This is a genomic window from Mesorhizobium sp. B3-1-8, assembly GCF_006439495.1.
In the GTDB taxonomy this organism is placed as follows: Bacteria; Pseudomonadota; Alphaproteobacteria; order Rhizobiales; family Rhizobiaceae; genus Mesorhizobium.
Map to the genome: position 1 here is coordinate 146,991 of NZ_VFTK01000012.1, position 26,728 is coordinate 173,718.

The following is a 26,728-nucleotide window of genomic DNA, read 5'->3' on the forward strand; positions in this document are numbered from 1 at the left end:
TAGGCGGGCCGGGTCAGCTCGCGGGTGAGGGCTGACCCGTCGCTCGTCCTCAATCGATGTCGAACGACACGCCTTGCGCGAGCGGCAGCGCCTTGGAATAGTTCACCGTGTTGGTGGCGCGGCGCATATAGGCCTTCCAGGCGTCCGAGCCGCTCTCGCGGCCGCCGCCCGTCTCCTTCTCGCCACCGAACGCCCCGCCGATCTCGGCGCCCGACGTGCCGATGTTGACGTTGGCGATGCCGCAGTCAGAGCCGTCGACGCCCAGGAACCGCTCCGATTCCTGCAAGTCGCGCGTGAAGATCGACGACGACAGGCCGGCGCCGACCGCATTGTGCTGCTCCAGCGCCTCGTCGAAATCGGAATATTTCATCACATAGAGGATCGGCGCGAAGGTCTCTTCCGTCACCGGCGAAACCTGCTTCGGCATCTCGACCAGTGCCGGATGCACGTAATAGGCGTCCGGATGGCCGTTCTCGACGCGCGTGCCGCCGGTCACCTTGCCGCCATGCACCTCAGCTTCCTCCAACGCCTTCTGCATGTTGTCGAAGGCGGCCTTGTCGATCAGCGGGCCGACCAGCGCCTTGCCTTCCAGCGGATTGCCGACCGAGACGGACTGATAGGCCTTCTTCAGCCGCGGCAAGAGCGCGTCATAGACGCTGTCATGCACGAACAGGCGTCTGAGCGTCGTGCAGCGCTGGCCGGCCGTGCCCATGGCGCCGAAGGCGATGGCGCGCAGCGCCATGTCGAGATCGGCGGTGGGCGTCACGATGCCGGCATTGTTGCCGCCGAGCTCCAGCACGGCACGGGCAAAACGCTTGGCGAGCCTAGGACCGACCTCCCGGCCCATGCGCGTCGAGCCGGTAGCCGAGACCAGCGGCACCTTGGGATGGTCGACCAGCACCTCGCCGGCGACGCGGTCGCCGACCAGCACCTGCAGCAGCCCTGCCGGCGCATCCTTGCCGAAACGCTTGACGGCGCGCTTGAAGATCGCCTCGCAGGCAAGTGCGGTCAGCGGCGTCTTTTCCGACGGCTTCCACACCACCGCATCGCCGCAGACGAAGGCAAGGGCTGCATTCCACGACCACACCGCGACCGGGAAGTTGAAGGCAGAGATCACGCCGACGACGCCGAGCGGATGCCAGGTCTCCATCATGCGGTGTCCGGGACGCTCGGTGGCGATCGTCAGGCCATAGAGCTGGCGCGAAAGGCCTACGGCGAAGTCGCAGATGTCGATCATTTCCTGCACTTCGCCGAGACCCTCGGACGGGATCTTGCCGACCTCGATCGACACCAGGCGGCCGAGCTCGTCCTTATGCGCGCGCAACTCCTCGCCGAGCAGACGCACCAGTTCGCCCCGCTTCGGCCCCGGCACCAGCCGCCAGTCCTGGAAGGCCTTGTGCGCGGCATCGATGGCCTTGCCGGCATCGGCGGCCGAAATCGACTTCAGCGCCGCGATCTGTTCGCCCGTCACCGGGCTGCGCACGACAAGGTCGCCGCCCGAAAGCGCATCCTTGGCAACGCCGAGTTTCTCAAGAAGTGCGGCCGTTTCCTTCGCTAACGTCATTTCTGTCCCTTTCAGGTTCCGCCTCTCATGGGCAGGAATGGAGCCATGCGCCATCTCTTGGACGTGCGGTCGGGCACAGTCCGGGCGCTTTGATGGCGTGGCATTACTCGTTTCAGGGAAAAACCGCCACCCCGGCATGGTCCAAGGCTGGAGCGCGGAATTGGGCCAGACAGCAAACCACGGCCAAGGTGTGTTGTGGATTCAGGTCAGGCCGAGTCGGAATCGAAGACAGGCGCGAAGCGACCAAGTGGTGGCTTCCGAGAACCGTAGCCTTAATTTAGCTGCCGCGCCACTCACGAGTGCTTCGGCCGGCGAAGGCCGGAAGTGCAGGAACGCCGCATTTGCAGATCGGCATCACCTCAAACTCAATACGCCTCAGTGCGCCTTCTGGGCCGAAGGCTTCTGACTGCTTTCCTTGATCAGCCGGTCGATATGCATGCGGATATGCGCCGCCTCAGCGGCGGTATTGGCCAAAGCGATGGCGCGGTCGAAGGCAACGCGCGCCTCCTCGTTGCGGCCAAGCTGCATCAGCAGCCCGCCCCTCAGGCCGAAGAAATGGAAATAGCCCGAGAGCCGCTCTTCCAGCGGCTCGATCATGGCAAGCGCAGCGCCCGGACCCTTCACTTTGCTGACCGCGACCGCCCGGTTCAGCGTCACAACGGGCGAAGGCTGCATCTGCTCCAGCAGACCGTAGAGCAGGTCGATCTCGGTCCAGTCTGTATCTTCCGCCGTCGCCGCCCGCGCATGCAGCGCCGCGATCGCCGCCTGAACCTGGTAGGGGCCGGGCTTGCGGTGGCGCAGCGCCTTGTCGACCAGCGCCAGGCCCTCGTCGATCATCTTGCGGCTCCATAGCGAGCGGTCCTGGTCCTCGAGCAGGACGATCTCGCCATTCTCGTCGAAACGCGCCGGCGCCCGCGCGTGCTGCAGCAGAAGCAGCGCGGTCAGCCCCATGATCTCCGGCTCGGCCTGGAAGAGCCTGAGCAGCAGACGGGCAAGCCGGATCGCCTCCTCGCACAGCGGCGCGCGGGCCGGCGCCTCGCCGCCATTGGTCGAATAGCCTTCGTTGAAGATCAGATAGACCATCGCGGCGACAGCGGCGAGCCGCTCCGAGCGCTCGACTGCGCCCGGCGTTTCGAACGGCACGCCGGCATCGGCGATGCGCGCCTTGGCGCGGGTGATGCGCTGTTCCATGGCGCTCTCGCCGACGAGGAAGGCGCGCGCGATCTGCTTGACGGTAAGGCCGGAGACGATGCGCAGCGCCACCGCGATCTGCTGCGTCGCCGGCAGATCCGGATGGCAGCAGATGAACAGAAGCCGCAGGATATCGTCGCGGTAATGCGCGCCGTCGAGCCGCTCGGCGATGTCGCTCTCGGCGTCCTCCAGATCGGAGACCTGGTCTTCTTCCGGCATCGGCGCCTGCTTGGCGCGCTTGCGCACGGCGTCGATGCCGCTGTTGCGGCCGACAAAGATCAGCCAGGCGACGGGATCGCGCGGCGGCCCGTTCTTCGGCCAGTTCTTGAGTGCCCTCAGGCAAGCGTCCTGGAAAGCCTCCTCCGCGGCGTCGAGGTCGCGGAAGTAGCGCAGCAGCGCGCCCATCGCCTGCGGACGGGCGTTGCCGATCGCCGTGCTTATCCAGGCAAGCTCCGTCATACTGCTACCTTTGTCGGATTGAAGACCGAAACGGGCCGGATCTCGTAGGAGCCGCCGCTCGGATTGACCTCGGAAAGCTCGCGCGCGAATTCGACGGCTTCGTCGAGATCGTCGCATTCGAGCGTGTAGAAGCCGAGGAACTGTTCCTTGGTTTCGGCGAACGGGCCGTCCAGCACGACCGCCTCGCCCCTGACCTTTCTCAGTGTGGTCGCCGCGGTCGTCGGCAAAAGGCGCGCCACGGGGCCGAGCCGGCCCGCCTTGGCGTATTTGTCCTGCACGTTGAGGAGCTTTGCCATGACCTCGTCGTCCTGTTCCTTGCTCCAGGAGCAGACGACGTCTTCGGAAGCGTAGCAGAGGATGGCGTAGAGCATGGTGCGTCCTTTCCGTATCAAAGGACGCGACACTAGGACCCTTCCCGACACAAGGTCGATAAAAAAATTTATCGAGGGATCCCGGACTGCCTTCGCGCCTGCCTGTCAGGCGCCGCGCGCCTGCAGCCATCTGAGCACCAGCGTTTCTTCCTCGTCGAGGCCGGATATCCGGCGTTTGCGCTTGTTGGCCCCGGCCATTTCGTCAAGCAGGCGCCCTTTGCTCCATGCCTCGAACACCAGCGGATGGATGTAGCATTTGCGGCAGACGGCACGGGTATTGCCCAACCGTTCGGCGACCTTGTCGACGACACTGTTGATCATCCGTTTTTGCTGCGTCTTGCTTTCCGGCAGCTCGGTCCCGGCAAACAGCGACGCCGCATGGATCGTGCCGCCCCAGGTGCGGAAATGCTTTGAGCTGAAATCGGCGCCGGATGCCTCGCGAATGTAGCGGTTGACGTCCTCCGAGCGCACCGGCCACCGGTCGCCATGCTCATCGAGGTATTGGAACAGCTTCTGCCCGGGCAGGTCTTGGGCGCCGCGCACGATCTTGGCGATGCGGCGATCGACCAGCTTCAGCTTCCATTCCTTGCCCGACTTGCCCTTGAAGGCGAAGCGCAGGCTGGAGCCCGTGATCTCGACATGACGGTCGCGCAGCGTGGTCAGCCCGAAACTCTTGTTGTCCCGCGCATAGGCGGCGTTGCCGATGCGGATAAGGGTATTATCGAGCAACCAGACCACCGAGGCGACGACGCGCTCCATCGGCAGACCGTGGCGGCGCAGGTCCGCATCGATCTGCAGCCGCAGCGCGGGCAGGTTTTCGGCGAAATCGACGAGGCTGGAATATTTGACGCCGTCGCGCTCCTCGGTCCATTGCGGGTGATAACGGTACTGTTTGCGGCCGCGCTGATCCCGGCCTGTCGCCTGGATATGGCCGTCCGGATCGGGCGAGATCCACACATCCGTCCAGGCCGGCGGAATGACGATCGCCTTGATGCGGGCAAGGGTCTGCGCGCTGACCGCGCGTCCGTTCGGACCGGCATAGGAAAATCCCTTGCCTTTTCTCAATCGTCGGACGCCGGGATCGGCATCGCTCACATAGCTGAGCGACGCGCGCTCGGCCGAATCTTGCGCACCGTTCCTTCGAGTTTCCTCGTTCCGCGTTGAACGGTCCGAGGACAATTGTGAATGCTGCAACATGCCGGCTCCGCGAATTATCCGTAGATAAAGCCGCTCGCCGATGACTGGTTCCGGATGCAAACGGCGGCGCGCATCATCGACGCCGTCGCGTCAGGCTGCCACCGGGATGACGTCGACCGCCTGCTCGCCGACTTGACCACCGGTCGTTTTCAAGACGCCGACGATCGGCGCCACGTCGGAATAGTCGCGGCCGTAGCCGACGGTGATATGGTCGTTGCTCGCCCGCATGCCGTTGGTCGGGTCGAACTCCTGCCAGCCGGCGTCGCGTCCGCACCAGGCCTTGACCCAGGCATGCATGGCGTCCGCGCCTTCAAGCCGCGGCTTGCCCTTCGGCGGGATAGTGCGCAGGAAGCCGCTGACATAGCCGGCCGGGATGCCAAGCCCGCGCAGGCCGGCGATCATGATATGCGAGAAATCCTGGCAGACGCCGCGTTTCAGCGCAAAGGCGTCGCTGGCCCGGGTCTGCACGGTCGTCGCCTTGCCGTCATAGGTGAAGTCGCGATGAATGCGGTTGCAGAGATCGGCCGCCGTGGCAACGGTTGACCCCGACAAACTGTCCCGCGCATAGGCCGTGATCGCCGCGTCGATGCCTACATGATCGCTGGCGGCGAGGAAATGATGCGGCGCGGACGGCGAGAGTGAGCGCACCAGATCGAGCTCCGACCTCAGCCCGTTTATATCGGGCGAGACATCGAGACCCGGCTCGGGCCGCGACACCGAAACGCGCGCGCTCATTCGGATGTCGAGCGTCTCATGCGCGTCGCGAAAGGCGATCGATGTGACGTTGTTGCCGAAGAAATCGGAAAAATCGGCACGTTCGGCCGGCGACGGCTGGAAGGACAGCGAGGCCGCGATCACGCGCTGCACGCCGGCGATCGTCTGCGGCATGACGCGCACCTGGTGCCGTCCGCCGCCGGCGGCGGCGGCATAGTCGTAATGCAGATGGAGTTTGATGTCGTAGTGCATTAAAGCAATTCCAGCAAAAGTGCGCAGTGGTTTTGCGTCCGGAATTGCGCAAAAACAAAGAGATAGAGCATTGGAGGCGATCCTTTTCGCTGGAAATGCTCTAACCGAAATAGCCTCTGGCGAGGCTGTTGTAGAGAGCGCCGATCTGGCCGGCCAAGTCGTCGAGCACCTTGGCGCTCATATCCGACGGCTCCATGACGGCGATTGCCGTGTTGAGCTGCAGGATTTCCTTGGCGGCGGGCGACATATGCCCCTCGCCGCCGATCGAAGGCAGCATGGCGATCTCGGCCTTCAGCCGCTCGAGCTGGAACAGGATCGAGCGTGGGTTGAGCGGGTCGAGCGCGAGCAGGTCGATCACCGTGCGCCGCCCGGCCTGCACCGGATACTGCCGGCGATGGGTCATGACGCTGTCGCCGATCTCCAGCATCATGTCGAGCGCGCCTTCCGGCGCCCCATTCCTTGTCAGCCGGCTGAGCGTGCCGGCGATCTGGATGCCGCGCTCCAGCCTGCGGCCGATCTCCAGGAAGCGCCACCCGGTGAAGCGGTACATATTCTCGTGCAGCAGACCGGAAAAGCCGGCGAGCTTGCGCAGCATCACCGTCATCGCCCGCGTCGCGTCGTCTCCGGGCGCGACCGTCTCCGCGAATTTGTGGATGGTCTTCGACAGATCCTTCAGCGCCAGCCAGCCGTCGGGAGAGAAGCGGTCGCGAATCTGGCCGGCGCTGTAGACCGCGCTGTCCAAAGTGCCGATCAACCCTGGCGGTATCGCCGTTTCGGCCTCGATGCCGAACGGCTCGAGATAGTCCCTGATATCGGCGAGCAGCGGCATGTCCGGATCGGACGTCTCGGCAAGCCGGACGTGATAGGCGCGCAGCACGCGCACCGTGTCTTCGGAGCGCTCGATATAGCGCCCGAGCCAGGTCAGGTTCTCCGCCGCGCGGCTGGGCAGGCTGCCGGGCATGGTGCGGGTGAAGCCGTCATGCTCTTGCGGCAACAATGTCTCGCGCTCGACCGGCCTGTCGCTGACCACCCAGACATCGGCCGCCTGGCCGCCGCGCTGCATGGCGATCGCCGTCGGGTCGAGCGAGAAGCCGACCCGGGCGAAGCCGCCGGGCATCACCGTCCAGCCTTCCGGCGTGCGCGCCAGATAGACGCGCAGACTGGCGGGGCGCGGCTCAAGCACACCGCCGACGAACACCGGCGTGGTCGAGAGTGTCACCGCTTCCTGGCCGACAAAGCCGGCGCCGTCGGCTTCGATCCGCGCGACAAGCTCCGCCCGTTCCCCCGCCGAAAGCGCCGAACCGAGGCTGGTCGCGCCATCATCCTCGAAGGCGAGCCGCGTCGACAGCGCCGGGCCGACCACCATATGGTCGATGTTGGCAAGCACGTGGTCGCGTTCGTTCTGCTGCCCGCACCACCAAGTGGCAACGTTCGGCAACGACAGATCTTCACCTTGCAGTTCCCGCGCGATCCTGGGCAGGAAGGAAAGCAAGGCCCGCGTTTCCACCAGGCCGGAACCCAGCGCATTGACGGCCGAAACAGAGCCGCGCCGGATCGCCTCGACCAGCCCGGGCGTGCCGATCTGCGAGTCCGGCCTGAGCTCCAGCGGATCGGCGAAGGCTGCGTCGAGACGCCGCCACAGGACGCCGATCGGCAGCAGGCCTGAAACCGTCCGCACCATCAGCCTGCCGCCGGATACGGTCAGGTCCTCGCCCTCGAGCAGCATGATGCCGAGATAGCGGGCGATATAGGCATGCTCGTAATAGGTTTCGTTGAGTGGTCCCGGCGTCAGGATGGCGACACGGCCGCCCGATTCCCTCGCCATGCCGTTCAGCGCATCGCGGAAACGGCGGAAGAAGCCGGCCAGCCGATGCACATGCATCTCGCCATAGATATCCGACAGCGCGCGCGTGGTGGCGACGCGGTTCTCCAGCGCGAAGCCGGCGCCGGACGGCGCCTGGGCGCGATCGCCCAGCACCCACCAGCGCCCGTCCGGGCCACGGCCGAGCTCGAAGGCGACCATATGCAGGAAATGCCCGCTCGCCGGCCGAACGCCTGCGACGGGGCGCAGATATTCGGAGCTCGCCGCGATCAGCCCGGCAGGCAGGATCCCCTTCTCGATCAGCCGGTTCGGCCCATAGATGTCGGCCAGGATGGCCTCGAACAGGTCGGCGCGCTGGACGAGGCCGGCACTGATCTCGGCCCATTCCTTCTCGTCGATCAGCAGCGGAACATGCGCGAGCGGCCATTCCCGCTCATTGGCCCCGGCCTGCTCATAGACGCGGTAATAGACGCCGGCGTCGCGCAGATACTGGTCGGCGCGGGCAAACCGCTGCCCAAGCCGTTCCGCGCCCAGATCGTCGAGCGCGTCGATGAAGAAGCGCCAGGCCGGACGCGGGCTGCCCGACGCGTCGACCATCTCGTCGACGACGCCTTCGATCGGCCGGTAGCGCTCCAGCAGGCCCTGCGCCCGCGGCCTGCCGCCTGCCCGTCTCTGATTCCCCTTGGCCATTGTCGATCAGAGTCTCGCCGGCCGCCTGAGGTCAAGGGTCATGGGAAACTCTTCAGAAGCTTCTTCGTTACGCAGCACATAACCGCCCGGCGTATGACCGCGCGGTTCGAACCGGGCAAGCCGCCGCGCTTCGGCCTCGTTGCCGTTGACCGGGAAGGTGTCATAGCTGCGCCCGCCCGGATGCGCGACATGGTAGACACAGCCGCCGACCGGGCGGCCTGACCAGCGATCATAGATGTCGAAGACCAGCGGCGTGTTGACCGGCAGGGCCGGATGCAGGCCGGAGGCCGGCTGCCAGGCCTTGAAGCGCACGCCAGCCACCGCGGCCTCGCGGTTGTCGGTGACTTTCATCGGCACGATGCGGCCGTTGCAGACGATGGCGTGGCGCTCCGGATTGAGGCCTTCGGTCCGCACCTGCAGTCGCTCGACCGAGGAGTCGACAAACCGGACAGTGCCGCCGATGGCGCCCTGCTCGCCCATCACGTGCCAGGGCTCCAGCGCCTGCCGCAATTCCAGCTTGACGCCGGCTTGGCTTACCTCGCCGCAGAACGGGAAGCGGAATTCGAGCTGGGCCGCGAACCATTCGGGACGGAAGTCGAAACCGTTCAGCTTCAAATCCTCCAGCACGTCGAGGAAATCCGCCCAGACATAATGCGGCAGCATGAAGCGGTCGTGCAGCGAGGTGCCCCAGCGCGCGAAACGGCCGTCGAGCGGGTTTTTCCAGGCGCGGGCGATGATGGCGCGGACCAGCAATTGCTGGGCGAGCGACATGCGCGCATTCGGCGGCATCTCGAAACCGCGGAACTCGACCAGCCCCAGCCGCCCGGTAGGCCCATCCGGCGAGAACAATTTGTCGATGCAGATTTCCGAACGATGCGTGTTGCCGGTGACATCGGTCAAAAGGTTGCGGAACAGCCGGTCGACCAGCCACGGCAAAGGCGCCGCGCCCTTGTCGGGATACGGCACCTGCGCCAACGCGATTTCCAGCTCATAAAGTGAATCGTGCCGCGCCTCGTCGATGCGCGGCGCCTGGCTGGTCGGGCCGATGAACAGGCCGGAAAACAGGTAGGACAGGGACGGGTGCCGCTGCCATTGCAGCACCAGGCTCTTCAACAGGTCCGGCCGGCGCAGGAACGGGCTGTCGTTCGGCGTCGCGCCGCCGACCACGACATGGTTGCCGCCGCCGGTGCCGGTGTGGCGTCCGTCGATCATGAACTTGTCGGTGCCGAGCCGCGACTGCCGCGCCTCCTCATAGATTGCCGTGGTCGTCGCCACGCAATCCCGCCAGTTGGCGGCTGGGTGGATGTTGATCTCGATGACGCCCGGGTCGGGCGCGACGCGGATGACGTTGAGGCGCGGATCCTGCGGCGGGGCGTAACCCTCGATATGCACCGGCAGGCCGATGGCCTTGGCCGCGTTCTCGGCCGCCGCCACCAGTTCGAGATAGTCTTCCAGCGCCTCGACCGGCGGCATGAACACGCACAGCCGCCCGTCGCGCGGCTCGACCGAAAGCGCGGTGCGCACCGCGCCCCCGATCTCGGTGATCTCCTGCTCGACGCGATCCTGCTGGCCGGTCGCGGCGGTGAAGGACACGGCCTGCTGGCGGCGCGCCATTTCGTCGGCGCCTTCAGGCTCCGCCGTGGCGGCGCCCGGCAAGATAGCCTCGCGCGCCGGCAGCGGCCCACGCGGCAGCGACGGATCGACCGGCACGATATAGGGGAACTGCGCCGGCGGCACGTAAGGCAGCGTGCCGAGCGGCAGGCGATAGCCGACCGGGGAATCGCCCGGCACCAGGAACAGCCGGCCGCGCCGCGTCTTCCATTTCTCCGAGCGCCAGCGCTGTCCGGCGGCCTGGCTGTTCCAGCGCTGCACCGGCAGCACATAGCCCGACGGCTTGGTCAGCCCGCGCTCGAAGACGCGCGCCATGCGGCTGCGCTCTTCCGGGTCTTCCAGCTTGGAATTGGACGGATCGACATTGTCCGGCAGCTTGCCTTCCTTGAGCAGCCATTCGCCTGGATCCTCATAGGCCTCGCTGACCATCGCCCTGTCGATGCCGAGCTCGCCGGCGATAGCCGTCAGCAGGCTCTCGGCCTGCTGCGGCCCGACCTTCGCGTCACTCTTTTCGCGTGCGATCAGCGACGGGTCGCTCCATACCGGCTCGCCGTCGGCGCGCCAGTAGAGCGAGAAGGTCCAGCGCGGCAGGCTCTCGCCCGGATACCATTTGCCCTGGCCGTAATGCAGGAAGCCGCCCGGCGCGAAGCGCTCGCGCAGCCGGCGGATGAGCTGGTCCGCCTTGTCGCGTTTGGATGGACCGACGGCCGCCGTGTTCCATTCTGCGGATTCGAAATCGTCGATCGACACGAAGGTCGGCTCGCCGCCCATGGTGAGCCGCACGTCGCCGTCTTTCAGCACCGCGTCAACCTTTTCGCCCAATCGATCGAGCGCCTGCCAGCTTTCGTCCGAGAATGGCTTGGTGATGCGCGGATGCTCGGCGATGCGGTCGACGCGCATGTCGAAGCCGAATTCGACATTGGCGAAGCTCGCCATGCCGGAAATCGGCGCGGCGTTGCGAAAATGCGGCGTCGCCGCCAGCGGCACGTGGCTTTCGCCGGTGAGCAGGCCGGAAGTCGGGTCGAAACCGATCCAGCCGGCACCCGGAATATAAACCTCGCACCAGGCATGCAGGTCGGTGAAGTCGACAGCGGTTCCCGGCGGTCCGTCGAGCGAGACGAGATCGGGCTTGAGCTGGATCAGATAGCCGGAGACGAAGCGCGCGGCGACGCCCAGATTGCGCAGGATCTGCACCAGGAGCCAGCTCGAATCCCGGCAGGAGCCCTTGGCCGCGGCCAGCGTTTCTTCCGGTGAGAACACGCCGGTCTCCATGCGCACGATATAGGCGATCTCGCGCTGCAGCCTTGCATTGAGGTCGACGAGGAAATTGACGGTGTTTGCCGGGCTGCGGTCGATGCTCTCCAGAAATTTCGACAAAAGCGGCCCGGTCGGCTCCGGTTTCCGGTAGATGGCGAGGTCTTCCCTGATCTCTTCCGGATAATCGAACGGAAAGGTCTCGGCGCTCTCCTCGACGAAGAAGTCGAACGGATTGTAGACCGTCATGTCGGCGACGAGGTCGACCTCGATCTTCAGTTCCGTCACCGGCTCCGGAAAGACGAAGCGGGCGAGGAAGTTGCCGTAGGGATCCTGCTGCAGGTTGACGAAGTGGTTTGCCGGCTCGACCTTCAGCGAATGGCTGAACACCTTGGTGCGCGAATGCGGCGCCGGCTGCAGCCTGATCACCTGGGGACCGAGCACCACCGGCCGGTCATATTTGTAATGGGTCAGGTGATGGACGGCTGCCAGAATTGCCATGGTGCCCCGGAGCTCGGCGTTTCAGTCGCCGAACCCTGGCATAAATGCTGGCCATTCTCCAAGCAGAGATGTTGCGCTGCACCTAATTTAAGCAGCGTTGCCAGCTTAGAAAAACGCCTGGATACCCGTCTGCGCCCTTCCGAGGATTAGCGCATGCACGTCATGCGTGCCCTCATAGGTATTGACCGTCTCCAGGTTCTGCGCGTGGCGCATCACATGGTAGCCGATCTGGATGCCGTTGCCGCCATGCATGTCGCGCGCCTGACGGGCGATATGGAGCGCCTTGCCGCAATTGTTGCGCTTGACGATCGAGATCATCTCCGGCGCCATCTTGCCTTCGTCCATCAGCCGGCCGACGCGCAACGAGCCCTGCAGGCCGAGCGCGATCTCGGTCTGCATATCGGCGAGTTTCTTCTGGAACAGCTGCGTGCCGGCAAGCGGCTTGCCGAACTGTTTTCTGTCGAGGCCATACTGCCGCGCCCGGTGCCAGCAATCCTCAGCGGCGCCCATCGCGCCCCAGGAGATGCCGTAGCGTGCCCGGTTGAGGCAGCCGAACGGACCGCCGAGGCCCTTGGCGTTGGGCAGCAGCGCTTCCTCGCCGACCTCGACGCCTTCCATCACCACTTCGCCGGTGATCGAGGCGCGGAGGCTGAGCTTGCCGCCGATCTTCGGCGCGGAAAGCCCTTTCAGGCCCTTTTCCAACACGAAGCCGCGGATCTCGTCCTTGCCGCTATCGCCCTTCAGCTTCGCCCAGACGACGAACACGTCGGCGATCGGCGCGTTGGATATCCACATCTTGGAGCCGGAGAGCCTGTAGCCATTCGCGGTCTTCTCGGCGCGCGTCTTCATGCCGCCCGGATCGGAGCCGGCATCCGGCTCGGTGAGGCCGAAGCAGCCGATCCATTCGCCCGACGCCAGCTTCGGCAGGTATTTCTTGCGCTGCGCTTCCGAGCCATAGGCATGGATCGGATACATGACCAGCGAGGACTGCACGCTCATCATCGAACGATAACCCGAGTCGACACGTTCAACTTCCCGCGCGACCAATCCGTAGGTCACGTATCCGGCGCCGAGCCCGCCATACTCTTCCGGAATGGTGATGCCGAGCAGGCCCGCCTCGCCCATCTCGCGGAAGATCGACGGCTCGGTCTTCTCCTCGGCATAGGCTTCCTCGATGCGCGGCGCCAGCTTGTCGGCGGCGAAGGCGGCAGCGCCGTCGCGCACCATGCGCTCGTCCTCGGAAAGCTGGTCCTCGATGAGGAAAGGATCGTTCCACACGAAGGCATTCTTCTCGGCGGCCATGACTCGCTCCCGGTATTTTTTGGTGTGCCCGGCTTATCCGCCCGTGCCAGCGAAAAATCAAACAAAATTGCATCACGGATCAATGAGCGTTAGTAATGGATCATGAACGCGCAACGTCGCCTTTTGCCGAACACCGCGGCCCTCGCCGCCTTCGAAGCAGTGGCGCGCCTCGGCTCCTTCACGGCAGCCGCCCGCGAACTCGATCTGACGCAAGGTGCCATCAGCCGCCAGATCAATCTACTTGAAGGGCAGTTCGGTCGGCGGCTATTCGAGCGTGACAGCCGCAATGTCCGGCTATCGGCCGCGGGCGAGATCTATGCCGAGGCGGTGCGTTCCGCACTTGGCCAGCTGCGCGACGCAGCACTTGGATTGATGAGCAATCGGCATAGCGGTGTTCTCAATGTCGCGATCCTGCCAACCTTCGGCACACGCTGGCTGATGCCGCTGATTCCGGATTTCGTCGCCCGCCACCCGGACATCACCATCAACTTCGCCACCCGCATCGGACGGTTCGATTTCGCCCGCGAACGCTTGGACGCCGCCATTCATCACGGCATGCCGGACTGGCCGGAGGCCGACTGCACGCTTTTGGTGCGCGAAACCGTGATGCCTGTGGTTTCGCCCGAATTCCTGGCCACCCGCGCCATCGCCAAGCCGGCCGATATCGGCCGCATGCCGCTGCTGCATATGGCAACGCGCCCCGGCGCCTGGAGCGAATGGTTCGAGCATGAGGGGCTCGAGGCGCCGACCGGTCCCGGCATGCAGTTCGAGCAGTTCGGCACCGTCGCCCAAGCCTGCATGGCCGGGCTCGGCGTCGCGCTGTTGCCGGAAATCCTGATCGCCGGCGAACTGCAGCGCGGCCAGCTGGTGCCGGCGCCAGGCCGGCCGATGCAAAGCCGCAGCGCCTATTATCTCGTCGTGCCGCACGACAAGCGCGGTTATCCGCCGGTCGCCAGTTTTCGCGACTGGTTGTTGGGTCAGATCGGCAAGGAGCCGTCTGTCCTCGCCTGGTAGCTACTTGCGCTTCATCGCCTCGGCCAATGCCGCGCCGAACGCGCCCTGCGACGGCCGCTCCGGCTGGCGCTGCGACACCGGCGAACGCGGTGGCGATTTGCCGCCGCCATTGTCGCGTGTGCCTCTCGGCGCTCCGCCCTCGCCGCCATCCTTGCGCATCGATAGCGCGATGCGCTTGCGCTTGATGTCGACATCGACGACGCGCACTTTCACCACGTCGCCAGCCTTCACCACCTCATGCGCGTCCTTGATGAAACGGTCGGCCAATTGCGAGACGTGCACCAGACCGTCCTGGTGCACGCCGATGTCGACGAAGGCGCCGAAGGCCGCGACATTGGTGACGGTGCCTTCCAGCAGCATGCCGGGCTTCAAATCCTTGATGTCGTCGACGCCTTCCGCGAAGGTCGCGGTCTTGAAGCCTGGGCGCGGGTCGCGTCCGGGCTTTTCCAGCTCGGCGATGATATCGCGCACCGTCGGCAGGCCGAAACGCTCGTCGACGAAGACGCGCGGGTCGAGCGCCTTGAGCGCTGCGCTGTCGCCCATCAGGGCGCGCACGTCGCGGCCGCAGGCGGCAACGATCTTCTTGGCCACGCCATAGGCTTCCGGGTGAACCGACGAGGCGTCGAGCGGCTCGCTGCCATTGGCGATACGCAGGAAGCCGGCGGATTGCTCGAACGCGCGAGGTCCGAGCCGCGCCACCTTGAGCAGGTCCTTGCGGCTGGCGAACGGCCCGGTCGCGTCGCGATGCGCGACGATCGCTTCGGCAAGCGATGGGCCAAGGCCTGAAACGCGTGCCAGCAGCGGCGCCGACGCCGTATTGAGGTCGACGCCGACGGCGTTCACCGCGTCCTCGACCACCGCTTCCAGGGAACGGCCGAGCCGGTATTGGTCGACATCGTGCTGATATTGGCCGACGCCGATCGACTTCGGCTCGATCTTGACCAACTCGGCCAACGGATCCTGCAGGCGCCTGGCGATGGACACCGCGCCGCGCAGCGAGACATCCAGGCCCGGGAATTCCGCCGCTGCCGTGGCCGAAGCGGAATAGACCGAGGCGCCGGCCTCGCTGACGATGACCTTGAGCGGCTTCGGTCCGGCACCGGCCGGCAGGTCCGCCAGCATGTCGGCAACCAGCTTTTCGGTCTCGCGGCTGCCGGTGCCGTTGCCGATCGAGATCAGCTCCACCTTGTGCTGGCGGATGAGGGCGGCAAGTTCGGCCTGCGTGCCGCGCACGTCGTTCTTCGGCGGGAACGGATAGACAGTCGTTGTCGCCACCAGCTTGCCGGTGCCGTCGACAACCGCCACCTTGACCCCGGTGCGGATGCCTGGGTCGAGCCCCATGGTCGGCCGCGAGCCGGCGGGCGCGGCCAGCAGCAGGTCCTTCAGGTTGCGGGCAAAGACATGGATCGCCTCTTCCTCGGCCCGCTCGCGCAGGTCGCGCATCAGATCGAGCGTCAGATGCAGCGACAGTTTTATCCGCCATGTCCAGCCGGCCACGTCCATCAGCCATTTGTCGCCGGGCCGGCTGCCGCCGATCGCATAGGCATTGGCGATCATGCGCTCGACCGGCTTGACCGGCGATTGATCGTCGGCATCGACCTCGATGTCGAGCGACAGCACTTCCTCGTTGCGACCGCGCAGCATCGCCAGGGCGCGGTGGCTTGGCACATTCGCCCAGCGCTCGACATGGTCGAAATAGTCGGAGAATTTAGCGCCCGCTTCCTGCTTGCCGTCGACGACTTTTGCGCGCAGGAAGGCGCGTTCCTTCATATAGGCGCGCAGCTTGCCGACCAGATCGGCATTTTCGGCGAACTGCTCCGACAGGATGTCGCGCGCGCCTTCGAGCGCCGCCTTGGCGTCGGCCACCTCGTCCGTGACATAGGCGAGCGCAAGCTCGGCCGGCACCGCCGAACGGTCGGCCAGGATCGCCTCGGCGAGCGGCCCAAGCCCACGCTCCTTGGCGATTTCAGCCTTGGTGCGCCGCTTCGGCTTATAGGGCAGATAGATGTCCTCGAGCTCCGCCTTTGTGGCGGCCGCGGCGATCTTGGCTTCCAGCTCCTCGGTCAGCTTGCCCTGCTCTCGGATCGAGCTGACGATCGTCTCGCGCCGTGCGTCGAGCTCGCGCAGATAGCCGAGCCGCTCGGAAAGGTCGCGCAATTGGGTGTCGTCGAGCCCGCCGGTGACCTCCTTGCGGTAACGCGCGACGAAGGGGACTGTCGCGCCTTCGTCGAGCAGCCCGATTGCCGCCGCCGCCTGCTCCGGCCGCGCGCCGATCTCGGCCGCGATGATTGCTGCGATGCGTTTGATGTCCGATGCCATGCTGGTCCCTGCAGAAAAGAGCGGCGACCATAGGCCGGGATGCCGGCCGCGCCAACCGCGCCGGCTTCATCCAGCAAGGAAGGTCCACAGGAAAGACGCTGAGCGCGGCCGCTAGGCCGGATCAGGCTATCCCGCTCAACGCCTCGAGGAACGCCACGATGTCCTCATCGAGCTTGTCGTCCACCGGCTCCGGCTGCGACGACATCTTGGCGATGACCACTTCCGCCTTCGGATTGACGTAGAGCCACTGGCCGTGGATGCCGATGCCGCAGAAGGCGCCGCTGTCATTGCCGGTCTGGTACCATTTGTTGCGGTAGCGCCCCTTCGGGAGCAGGAACGCCATCGTGCCGCGCTGCCAGGCTTCATGGCTGCCGCCGGTGGCGACCGTGTCGCGCACCCAGGCTTCCGGGACGATGCGGCGGCCATTGGCCGTGCCGCCCTGCCGCACCATCTCGCCGATACGGGCAAGGTCGCGCGGCGTCATCGACATGCCACCGGCGGTGCGCGCCGTGCCTTCCATGTCGACCGTCACCGACATTTCGCTTCCAGCACCGAGCGGCTGCCACAGTTTCTCGCTGAGCAATTGGCTGACGCGCTTGCCGGAAGCGCGCTCGACCAGGATGCCGAGCACATCGGAATTGGGCGAGCGGTAGCGATAGGTCTGCCCGTGCGGCTCGGCAAGGCGCTGGATCGTCATGAGGAACGCCGCGAGGCTCTCCGACCCGCCGCCGGGGTTCCACAACGTCGAGCGGCGGTAGCGGGCGAAAGCGCTCTCCGGATCGAGATAGGCTTCCTCGAAATCGAGGCTGACCGTCATGTCGAGCACGTTGCGCGCGCTCGCATCGCCATAGGCCGAGCCCCTGGCTTCGGGAATGTATTCTGTAACCGGCGCGCTGGGGTCGAACAATCCTTCGCTTTCCAATATGCCTGCGAGGATCGCCGTCACCGACTTGCTGATCGAAAAGATGATGTGGCGGGCTCCGAACGGCATATGCGGCGCCGACCAGTCGCCGATCAGCTTGCCCGCCTTGAGGATCGTCAGCCCGTCCGTGTCGGAACGCTTCAGGAAGCTCTCGACGGTTTCGCTGCCGCCGGCGAGCGGTATCTTTTCCTCAAGCAATGCGCCGAGCGATTTCGCCTCCTCCTCGCCGCCGGGCGCCGCCGCGACATGCGCGCTTGGCACCAGTTCGCCGACATTCTGGAAGGACCATCGGTTGAACGGTGCCAGCCGCCAGGTTTCGAGCCGCACATCCTTGCGGGCAAAGCCGTACTGGGCCTCGAACGCGGTCTTGCCGGTCATGACACTCTCCCGGATTTTACTTGCGGTTTCAGGCCAGCGCGGCGGCGATGGCGTGCACCGCCTTCTGCGTCGCCACCGTATAGGCGGAGTTGACGAAATCCGGATAGGTCGAAAGCTTCACCACGACCATCCTGTGTTCCCAGCTCATATGGATCAATTGGCCGAACACGCCGCGGCACATCAGCGAGCGCGAGCGCGAATCCTCGATCCAGAACTGGTTGCGGTAGCTGCCGTCCGGCAGGCTCGGGCTGAAATTCGGCCCATGCTTGCCGATGCGCGTCGTCTCGATCCACTCGGCCGGGATCACGCCGCCGCCATTGTCGAGGATCAGTTGTCCGAAGCGGCCATAGTCGCGCAGCGTCGCGTTGAAGCCGCCATCGGCCAGCGCGTAGCCGGCGCTGTCGACGGTGAAGCAGGCGCTCTCGTCGGCGCCGAGCTTCTGCCAGAGTTCTTCCGAGACGAGCTGCGCCAGGCGCTTGCCGCTCATCCGTTCCATGATGAAGGCGAGCACGTCGGTCTCGATCGAACGGTATTCGAAGGCCTCGCCATGCGGGCGCACTCTGTCCTTCAGCCGCAGGATCAGCTCGAACAGGTGCGACGGCCAGGCGAAGTCCGGATCGCTGCCCGGCGGGATCGGCTTCCAGCCGGTCGCGACATCGACCTGGCCGATCTCGGAATAGCGGTCGGTGTATTCCTCGGAAAAGCGCACGCCCGTCGTCATGTCGAGCGCGTGCTGCACGGTGGCGCCGCCCCAGCCGGTCTCGCCGAGTTCCGGCAGATAATCGGTGACCAGCTTGCCGGGATCGATCAGGCCGCGCCCGACCAGGATGCCGCACACCGCGCCGGTGACCGACTTCGCCATCGACTGCGACAGATGCAGCTTGCGCTCGTCCATGCCGTTGAAATAGCGCTCATAGGCGATCTTGCCGTCCTTCAGCACCAGGAAACCGTCGGCATAGGTTTCGTCGAGCAAGCCGGCGAGCGTCGTCGGCGCTCCGTTGCTGTCCACGACAGCCAACCCATCGAGGTCGACTTCGTTGCGCTCCAGGCGATGGCGATGGCCGCTGCCGCGCCAGACCTCGACCGTCGGCAGGAATTCGCGGATGTGCTGGAAGGCCCAGCGGTTCCACGGCGGCCGGTCCCAATCGAGCTTCGGCGGCACCAGCTTCGGCGGCGAGCCTTGCATGATCGGCGGCCGCGGCTCGGAGTTGCGATAAGATGTCATAGTGTCCTCCCGGCAGACACAAGAAAGGGAGGCCGGAGCCTCCCCTCCTTCATGCGTTCCGGCAAAATTATTTGCGCAGGTTGGTCCAGATCTTGTTGTAGATCTCCACCACGTCCGGCGAGCATGGCGGCACGAATTCCGGCGTCGGCGAGCCGGCCGGAGGGCTGATTTCCGGCGAGTTGGCGAATTCCGTAGGCAGGAATTTGTGGCTGCCGGCGATGCCATTGTCGTAGCCGGCGAACTCCGAGATCAACGCCGCGTTCTCGGGCGCCATGACGAAGTCCTGGAACAGCTTGGCGTTGTCGAGGTTCTTGGCGCCCTTCAGCACCGCGACATTGTCCATCCAGCCTTCGATGCCTTCCTTCGGATAGGCGTACTTGATCGCCGGTATCTTCTGGCGCGAGCGGTAGCTGGCGCCGTTCCACTGCTCCGACACGATGACGTCGCCGGAGGTGATCTTGGTGATGGTATCGTAGCTGAAGGTCTTCCACGACGGCTTGGCGGCCATCAGTATGTCGTTGACCTTCTTCAGGTTGGCCTTGTCGGCGCCGCAGCGCGGCACGCCGGCATAGCGCTCGGCCGCGTGCATGACGGTGTTGACGTCGTCGAGCACATTGATCTGGCCCTTGAGCTCGTCCGGCGGGTTGAACAGGATCGCCAGCGTGTTGATGTCGCCCTTGAACTTGTCCATGTTGACCGAGAACGCCGTCGTGCCGAACTGCCACGGTGCGGTGTAGTGCCGGCCGGAGTCCCAATAGACGTCGACGAAGCGCGGATCGATGTTCTTGCCGTTCGGCATCGCGTTGGGCTCGGTCTTTTCGAGCAGGCCCTCTTCGACCATGATCTTCACGGTATAGTCCGACGGCACGACGATGTCGTAACCGGAATTGCCGGCACGCACCTTGGACAGCATGGTTTCGTTGGAATCGTAGTCGTCCAGCGTCACCTTGACATTGTACTGCTTCTCGAACTTTTCGATCAGCTTCGGGTTGGTGTAGTCGCCCCAGTTGTAGATATGCAGTTCGCCGTCGGCGAGCGCTGGCACTGCCGATAGCAGAACGGCCGCGGAAACGGCCGCCATCAGTTTTGCAGACATTTTATGTTCTCCTTGCCTTCCCATTGTTGTGTTGGAGCCCGTGGTCATTTTGCGCGCCGTCGCGCGATCAGGAACGAGACCGAGACGAACAGGATCGACACCAGGAGCAGGATGGTGGAGATGGCGTTGATCTCGGGCGTCATCGGTCGTCGGATCTGGTTCCAGATATAGAGGGGCAGCGTCGTCTGGCCCGGGCCGGCGACGAGCTGCGTGATGGTGAAATCGTCGAAGGAAACGATGAAGGCAAGTGCCGCGCCCGACATGATGCCGGGGACCAGCAGCGGTAGCGTGATGCGCCTGAACGCATTCCACGGCGTCGCATAGAGGTCCGCCGCCGCATATTCCAGCGTCAGGTCCATGTCCTCCAGCCGCGCCCTGATCGGCATATAGGCGAAGGGGATGCAGAACACGGTGTGGGCGAGGATCAGATTGCCGATGCCGAAATTGAGCCCGAGCGTGCCGGCGATCAACGCGAAGAAGGAAAGCGTCGCCACCGCCGTGATGATCTCCGGCACCATCAGCGGCAGGTTGATGACCATGAAAGCGGCCGCCAAGCCGCGCCACGGTTTCACCCGCGTCATGCCGATGGCTGCAAGCGTCGCGCAGATCGTCGAAACGATCGTCGCGGTCACCGAGATGATCAGCGTGTTGCGCGCCGCGCTGTGGAACTCCTCGTTGCGCAGCGCGCTGCCGTACCAGTTGAGCGTGACGCCTTCCCAATGCGTGACCAGCGAGCCGCTGTTGAACGAGAAGATCATCAGGATCAGCACCGGCACGTAGAGCACCAGCAGGCAGATGATGGCGATCGAGCGGAAGCCCGGCTGGTCCTTGATGTCCATGACGCGGGGCTCAGCCATGCTGCACTTTCCCCGACGTGTTGCGGACATAGAAGAACAGCGCGACCAGCACCGCCGCCATCAGGATCAGCGCCTGCGCGCAGCCGAGCGGCCAGTTGCGCCCCGAGCCGAATTGCTGCGCGATGAGATCGCCGATCATCAGGTGCACGCCGCCGCCCAGGATCAGCGGCGTCACATAGGCGCCGAGCGCCGGGATGAAGACGAGCAGGCAGCCGGCGATGATGCCGGGCTTCGACATCGGGATGATCACCCGCCACAGCACCTGCCGGCGCGTCGCGTAAAGATCATACGCGGCTTCGATCAGCCGGAAGTCGAGTTTCTCCAGGCTCGAATAGAGCGGCAGCACCATGAACGGCAGGAAGGCGTAGAGCAGGCCAAGCTGGATGGCGAAATTGGTGTAGAGCATCGTGATCGGCTTATCGATCACGCCGAGCGCCAGCAGCGCGTTGTTGATCAGGCCCTCGTCGCGGATGATGAACATGATCGCCAGCGTGCGGACCAGAAGGTTCGACCAGAACGGGATGGTGATCAGAAGCACCCACCAGTTGCGCTGCGCCGGCGGCCGGGTGGCCATGAAATAGGCGGTCGGGAAACCGAGCAGCAGGCAGATCACCGTCGTCACCACCGCGAACAGGAAGGAGCGCAGGTAGATGATCAGGAAATCCGACGTGAACTGCAGCGTGTCGTCGAAAATGTCCCGTTGGAACAGGAAGTTCAGATAGGCATCGGTCGAGAACTGCCACTGCACGCCGCCATAGGGCGCGGCGACCAGGAACGAATAGACGCAGATGATGAGGAGCGGCAGCACGCCGAATATGCCGATGATGATCAGCGCTGGCAGCGACAGCAGCCGGTTGCGCCGCGCGCTGGTTTTCACCGCCTGGGCTTCGAACAACGCGGCGTTGGAGAGCGTGGTCGGGGAGAGCGTGGCTGTCGTCATCAGTCTTTCAGGACGCGGGCGGCGTCCTCCTCGAACTGGATGCCGACCTTCGCGCCGGTCTCGTAGGTGACCGGCGCCGAGCGGCTGTTCTGGTGGCGCACGATGAAGTTCTCGCCGCCGTCGAGCTTGACATGATAATGCGTGTCGGTGCCGAAATAGACGATGTTGGAGAGCGTCCCGGCGACCGTGCCCTTGGCCGGATCGGGTACCAGGTCGGCGTGCTCGGGCCGCACCACCAGCGTCACCTCGCCGGTCGGATCGAAGCCTTCCGGATAGCCCGCGGCGATCGTCGCGTTGCTGGCGAACTTGACCGTCGCCACGCCGGGCTTTTTCGACACCACAGTGCCAGGCAGGAAATTGGTTTCGCCGATGAAGTCGGCAACGAAGCGTTCGGCCGGCCGGTCGTAGATGTCGCGCGGCGTGCCGACCTGCAGGATCTTGCCGGCCGACATGACCGCAATGCGGTCGGACATGGTCAGCGCTTCTTCCTGGTCATGGGTGACGAAGATGAAGGTGATGCCGGTTTCGTTCTGCAGCCGCTTCAATTCGATCTGCATTTCCTTGCGCAGCTTGTAGTCCAGAGCAGAAAGCGGCTCGTCGAGCAAAAGCACCTTCGGCTGCGGCGCCAGCGCCCGGGCCAGCGCCACGCGCTGCTGCTGGCCGCCCGAAATCTGGCTGGTGCGGCGCGCCTTCAGCGCCTCCATCTTGACCAGCTTCAGCATCTGGGCGACGCGCGCTTCGGTCTCTCCTTTCGGCTTGCCGAGCATTTCCAGCCCGAAGCCGATATTCTGCGCCACCGTCATGTGCGGGAAGAGCGCGTAGCTTTGGAAGACAGTGTTGACCGGGCGCTTGAAGGGCGGCAGCGGCGCGATGTCGCGCCCGTGCAGCAGTATCTCGCCGGCGGTCGGGAAATCGAAGCCGGCAATCAATCTCAGCAGCGTCGTCTTTCCGCATCCGGACGGGCCGAGCAAAGTGAAAAACTCGTTTTCGCGGATCGACACCGACACCGTGTCGAGAGCGGCTACCTGGTTTTCGCCGGTGCCAAAGACCTTGCGAACACCGCGAACTTCAATCGCGTTCTTACCCGGTTGTTCCGGCACGATTACCCCATTGAGAGAGCCTGCTCTTGTCGGCAGGTGTGTTCCTGTTTGATTGTCACCACAAGCCGGTCGGCTTGGCAACTGCGGAGCAGTGACTCGATCCGAGTCCCTATTCAATTAAGCAATTCCTATGCCATCGTTAGGCTTGGTAGGTGATCTTGCCCCCGCAGATGGTGGTCACCGGACGCACGGTGTGCAGCGCTTCCGGCGCGGTCGCCTCGATATCAGCCGACAAAACGACGATATCGGCGAGATATCCGGTTTTGAGGCGACCCTTGCGATCTTCCATGAACTCCGCATAGGCGCCCTCGACGGTGTAGCCCTCGATTGCTTCCTGCAGCGAGAAGCTCTGGTCCGGCATGCCTTCTGCCCAAGGCTTGCGCATCACTGCCGCCTGGATGGACAGGATCGGATCGACCGGCGAAACCGGCCAGTCGGATGCGAACACGACGCGCGCGCCGGCATTTTTCAGCGTGCGCCAGGCATAGCTCAGCGCCCACTTGTCGCGGCCGATGCGCGAGATCGTCGGCTCCATCGGGAAGTTCAGCGCGCCCGGCGGATGCGCCGGCTGCATCGACGCCAGAACGCCGAGTTCGGCGAAGCGCGGCACGTCGGAGGCCGTGATCACCTCGATATGCTCGATGCGATGCCGGCTGTCGCGCCTGCCGTTCTTCTTCAGCGCCGCTTGGTAGCCGTCGAGCACCGCCCTCACAGCGCCGTCGCCGATCGAATGCACGGCGATCTGCAGGCCGCGCCTGTCGGTCTCGACTGCCACTTCGGCGAAATGCTCCGGCGAAAACAGTGGTTCGCCGCGCCATCCGGGACGGTCGGCATAGTCGTCGACCATCACCGCCGTCCAGGAATCCAGCACGCCGTCATAGAAGACCTTGACCATGCCGGACGACAGCCATTCCGAATTGTAGCTCGCGGCCATCCGCGAGGCTTTTTCCAGCATGTCCAGCTTCATGAAATTCTTGAAGTGGAACGGGATCTTGGTGCGGCAAAGCAGCCGTCCCTCTTTTTCCAGCCCGGCCAGCAGCTCGAGCTGGTAGAGATTGCCGTCCATGTTCTGGATCGAGGTGATGCCATGCTTGGCGCACCATTCAAGGCCGCGATGCATCAGGTCGCGATCGGCCGCCAGTTCCTTCGCCGAAGGATAAGGATCTGGCTCGGCGCCCTCGAGGCCAAGCCGCGTCCGGTTTGCCCCGTAATGGTCGAGGAGCGGCCCGAAGGCCTCGCCTTCGCGCAGCTCGCCCGCGGCAAGTCCGTCGGCGCCCATGACGATCTCGTTGCCCTGTCCGACCAGCCTGCCATGCAGCAGCCCAGCCTCTTCCAGCGCCTTGGTGTTCGCCCACATCGTGTGGTGGTCCGAAGCCGACATGGCGAAGGGACGGTCGGGAATGATGCGGTCGAGATCGTGGCGCGTCACCGGCTCCGGCAGGATCGCGTAGTCGACGCCGGCCCCGATCAGGAGCCTGGCGTCCGGGCGCCTGGCGGCGAAATCCTGGATCGCATCGCGCAGCGCGTCGAAGCCGTGCACGCCCGCCAGATGCAGGTTATCGAGCTCGGCCGCGCCGCCGAAGAGATGCATATGCGCTTCGATGAAGCCTGGCAGGACGGAGCCGCCCTGGGCGTCGACAACCTTTGTCGCCGGTCCCTTGAGCTCTTCGATGGAAGCGCGGTCGCCGATGGCAATGATGACGCCGTCCTTGACGGCAACAGCCTCGGCGGCGGGATTGTCATCGTCCATGGTCAGCACTCGGCCGTTGACGACCACCAGATCCGCACCACCATCCGCAACCGACATCGCGACTCCACATTTTGCTGAGGGACCGACAACGCCACGTCCGACGAGCCGCCGCTCCACCGGGCGACGCCGTGAACAAAAGCCGATGCCGGTGCGCCGTCTTCGAAATTCCCCTTGTTATCGTGGAAGACAGCGTGGATAAAGAATGCGACTGTTTATTCGCGTTTGTCAACAGCCGGAATCTGGAATGTATAGTGGACTGCACCGCGCGCCGATGGTGAGGCCGAGCGGGGAATGGGGGCAACGAGCAGTGAAGCGCAGTCTCGACCGCAAGACCAAGATAGCGCTCGAACCGCGCAAGCAGCCGCGGCAGCAACGGTCAAGCAAGGTGGTCGACAGGATTCTAGACGCGGCGCTGATCCTGACGCGCGAGCAAGGAACCAGAACGCCGACGACGCTCGCCATCGCGCAGCGCGCGGGCTTGTCGGTCGGTTCGGTTTATCAGTACTTTCCCAACAAGGAGGCCATTCTTCTGGACCTGGCCCGGCGCTGGCTGTCGTCTTTTCCTGAGGTCATCCAGAAGCGCATCGACGTCCCCCGGCCAACCGACCGCGACGAATTTCGGCGCGAAGTGCGCAAGCTCTTCATCGACACGTCCAGGCTCTATCTCGACAACGCCACGTTGATGCCGGTGATCGAGGCCATATCCGGCAATGCCGACCTGAGGCCGATCCAGGACGAATATGACAAGGAGATCATCGCCCTCTACGCCGCGTGGCTGCAGCATGTGAATCCGACTCTCGAAGACAAGATCGCCAGCCGGCTCGGCGTGCTGATGATGGAAGTCGGCCATGTCTGCCGGCTTGTCGGGCTGAAGAAGGACCGCAGGACATTCGACCTCATCGAGGACGATGTGGAAGCCATGTGGCTCGCTCTGGTGACCCCCCATCTCAATCTCGACTGAATTTCGCACCTCCAACTGATTTCGCACTTCCAGGGGAATTTCTATGAAAACTGTCTATTCGCCGCTTCATGCCGGCCATTCAGGCCAGATGGAACTGGTCACATCGGCGATCGTGCCGGGTTTCGAGAAGCCGTCGCGGGCCGAATTCATCAGGGCGCGGGTGGAGAGCGAGAAGCTCGGGCCGATCATCGGACCGACCGAGCACGACCTCGCCGCCGCCAAACGCGTGCATGAAGCCCATTACATCGATTTCCTGCCGACGGTATGGCCGCAATGGGTTGCCGCCGGCTTCAAGGGCTCGGCCATGGGCTTCACCTGGCCGACGCGCGGCCTGCGCGGCGACGTGCCGCCGAAGCGCGTCGATGCCTTGCTCGGCTATTATTCCTTCGACGCCGGCGCCACCTTCGTCGAAGGCACCTGGGCGGCGATCAAGTCCTCCTATGACGTCGCGCTGACCGCCGCCGCACTGGTCAAGGGCGGCGAGCGCACCGCCTTCGCGCTCTGCCGCCCGCCCGGCCATCACGCCGGCGCCGCCTTCATGGGCGGCTACTGCTTCATCAACAACGCCGCCGTCGTCGCGCAGTGGTATCGCGACCAGGGCGCCAAACGCGTCTCGATCCTCGATGTCGACTACCATCACGGCAACGGCACGCAGGAGATCTTCTATCGCCGCGGCGACATCCAGGTCCTCAACCTGCATGGCGACCCGATGGTCGAGTATCCCTTCTTCCTCGGTCATGCCGACGAGCGCGGCGAAGGCGAAGGCGAAGGTTTCAACGTCAATTACCCGATGCCCTTCGGCACCAACTGGGAGGGCTGGAGCGCGTCGCTGGAGGACGCCTGCGCCAGGCTCGCGGCCTACGCCCCCGATGTCGTCATTGTCTCGCTCGGCGTCGACACTTTCGAGAAGGATCCGATCAGCCAGTTCAAGCTGAAGAGCGAGGACTATCCCAAGATCGGCCGCCGCATCGCCAGGCTCGGCCTGCCCACGCTGTTCGTCATGGAGGGCGGCTACGCCGTCGAAGAGATCGGCATCAACGCCGTCGGCGTGCTGACCGGTTTCGAGGATCGCTAATGCGTGTCGCGCAAAAGTGTGCAGCGGTTTTGCGATAACGACATGCATGAAAACAAAGCCTTAAAGCGCGTCGCCTGAATCCGCTCCACAGTACACGACGCAAGGGTGAGGACGGCTTGAAGTGATTTGATTGGAGGATTCTTCGCCAAAAGGATCCGCCGAT

At 64.6% G+C, this 26,728-nt stretch carries 19 protein-coding genes; 3 read left to right on the forward strand and 16 right to left on the reverse strand.

Translation table 11 applies throughout. The features are described 5' to 3' along the window. Positions 1-49 precede the first annotated feature (49 nt). The 8 genes from FJ424_RS13840 to FJ424_RS13875 all read right to left on the reverse strand — a co-directional run bounded on the left by FJ424_RS13840 (position 50) and on the right by FJ424_RS13875 (position 12,928). Positions 50-1,564, reverse strand: a complete 1,515-nt coding sequence (locus FJ424_RS13840) for an aldehyde dehydrogenase family protein (protein ID WP_140653206.1) — start codon at positions 1,562-1,564, stop codon at positions 50-52. 375 nt (positions 1,565-1,939) lie between these two features. Next, entirely contained in the window at positions 1,940-3,214 is a 1,275-nt protein-coding gene (locus FJ424_RS13845) for an RNA polymerase sigma factor (protein ID WP_140653204.1), read from the reverse strand. After that, positions 3,211-3,585, reverse strand: coding sequence for a YciI family protein (locus tag FJ424_RS13850; protein ID WP_140653202.1), 375 nt, complete (start codon positions 3,583-3,585; stop codon positions 3,211-3,213). Before FJ424_RS13850 ends, FJ424_RS13845 begins: the two co-directional genes overlap by 4 nt. A gap of 105 nt (positions 3,586-3,690) precedes the next feature. Beyond that, positions 3,691-4,782 (reverse strand): DNA topoisomerase IB, encoded by a 1,092-nt coding sequence (locus FJ424_RS13855; RefSeq protein WP_140653200.1) that lies wholly within the window; start codon positions 4,780-4,782, stop codon positions 3,691-3,693. A 90-nt stretch (positions 4,783-4,872) separates the two neighbouring features. Further along, a complete protein-coding gene (locus tag FJ424_RS13860; RefSeq protein WP_140645649.1) occupies positions 4,873-5,748 on the reverse strand; it encodes a transglutaminase family protein in 876 nt (291 codons plus the stop codon). A 100-nt stretch (positions 5,749-5,848) separates the two neighbouring features. Continuing rightward, a complete protein-coding gene (locus FJ424_RS13865) occupies positions 5,849-8,260 on the reverse strand; it encodes a circularly permuted type 2 ATP-grasp protein (protein ID WP_140653198.1) in 2,412 nt (803 codons plus the stop codon). A gap of 6 nt (positions 8,261-8,266) precedes the next feature. Continuing rightward, positions 8,267-11,626: a transglutaminase family protein gene (locus FJ424_RS13870; protein ID WP_140653196.1), complete on the reverse strand. Its 3,360-nt coding sequence runs from the start codon at positions 11,624-11,626 to the stop codon at positions 8,267-8,269. Positions 11,627-11,731: 105 nt separating this feature from the next. Beyond that, complete coding sequence (locus FJ424_RS13875; RefSeq protein WP_140653194.1) at positions 11,732-12,928, reverse strand: acyl-CoA dehydrogenase; 1,197 nt, start codon at positions 12,926-12,928, stop codon at positions 11,732-11,734. A gap of 102 nt (positions 12,929-13,030) precedes the next feature. Here FJ424_RS13875 and FJ424_RS13880 point away from each other — a divergent pair, with 102 nt between their 5' ends. Further along, complete coding sequence (locus FJ424_RS13880; protein ID WP_140653192.1) at positions 13,031-13,942, forward strand: LysR family transcriptional regulator; 912 nt, start codon at positions 13,031-13,033, stop codon at positions 13,940-13,942. Here FJ424_RS13880 and FJ424_RS13885 read toward each other — a convergent pair whose 3' ends face one another. The 8 genes from FJ424_RS13885 to FJ424_RS13920 form a co-directional block, all read right to left on the reverse strand. Then, on the reverse strand, positions 13,943-16,261 hold the full coding sequence (locus tag FJ424_RS13885) for a Tex family protein (RefSeq protein WP_140653190.1): 2,319 nt from the start codon (positions 16,259-16,261) through the stop codon (positions 13,943-13,945). It abuts the gene before it with no gap. Positions 16,262-16,382: 121 nt separating this feature from the next. After that, the gene (locus FJ424_RS13890; protein WP_140653188.1) at positions 16,383-17,561 is read right to left on the reverse strand and encodes a serine hydrolase; all 1,179 of its coding nucleotides are present in this window, start codon (positions 17,559-17,561) and stop codon (positions 16,383-16,385) included. Positions 17,562-17,589: 28 nt separating this feature from the next. Continuing rightward, positions 17,590-18,786: a serine hydrolase gene (locus FJ424_RS13895; RefSeq protein WP_140653186.1), complete on the reverse strand. Its 1,197-nt coding sequence runs from the start codon at positions 18,784-18,786 to the stop codon at positions 17,590-17,592. Positions 18,787-18,853: 67 nt separating this feature from the next. Further along, complete coding sequence (locus FJ424_RS13900) at positions 18,854-19,882, reverse strand: extracellular solute-binding protein (protein ID WP_181167048.1); 1,029 nt, start codon at positions 19,880-19,882, stop codon at positions 18,854-18,856. A gap of 44 nt (positions 19,883-19,926) precedes the next feature. Further along, positions 19,927-20,739 (reverse strand): ABC transporter permease, encoded by an 813-nt coding sequence (locus FJ424_RS13905; protein WP_140653184.1) that lies wholly within the window; start codon positions 20,737-20,739, stop codon positions 19,927-19,929. Further along, a complete protein-coding gene (locus FJ424_RS13910) occupies positions 20,732-21,679 on the reverse strand; it encodes an ABC transporter permease (protein WP_140653182.1) in 948 nt (315 codons plus the stop codon). Before FJ424_RS13910 ends, FJ424_RS13905 begins: the two co-directional genes overlap by 8 nt. Beyond that, entirely contained in the window at positions 21,679-22,779 is a 1,101-nt protein-coding gene (locus FJ424_RS13915; protein ID WP_140648102.1) for an ABC transporter ATP-binding protein, read from the reverse strand. The genes FJ424_RS13910 and FJ424_RS13915 overlap by 1 nt, the downstream gene beginning before the upstream one ends. A gap of 139 nt (positions 22,780-22,918) precedes the next feature. Beyond that, the gene (locus FJ424_RS13920) at positions 22,919-24,586 is read right to left on the reverse strand and encodes an amidohydrolase (RefSeq protein ID WP_140653180.1); all 1,668 of its coding nucleotides are present in this window, start codon (positions 24,584-24,586) and stop codon (positions 22,919-22,921) included. A 250-nt stretch (positions 24,587-24,836) separates the two neighbouring features. Between FJ424_RS13920 and FJ424_RS13925 the strand changes: the two genes are divergently transcribed. Both FJ424_RS13925 and FJ424_RS13930 read left to right on the forward strand, forming a co-directional pair. Next, positions 24,837-25,490, forward strand: coding sequence for a TetR/AcrR family transcriptional regulator (locus FJ424_RS13925; protein WP_140653178.1), 654 nt, complete (start codon positions 24,837-24,839; stop codon positions 25,488-25,490). Between the two features lie 43 nt (positions 25,491-25,533). Then, positions 25,534-26,565, forward strand: coding sequence for a histone deacetylase family protein (locus FJ424_RS13930; protein ID WP_140653176.1), 1,032 nt, complete (start codon positions 25,534-25,536; stop codon positions 26,563-26,565). The last annotated feature ends 163 nt before the right edge of the window (positions 26,566-26,728 follow it).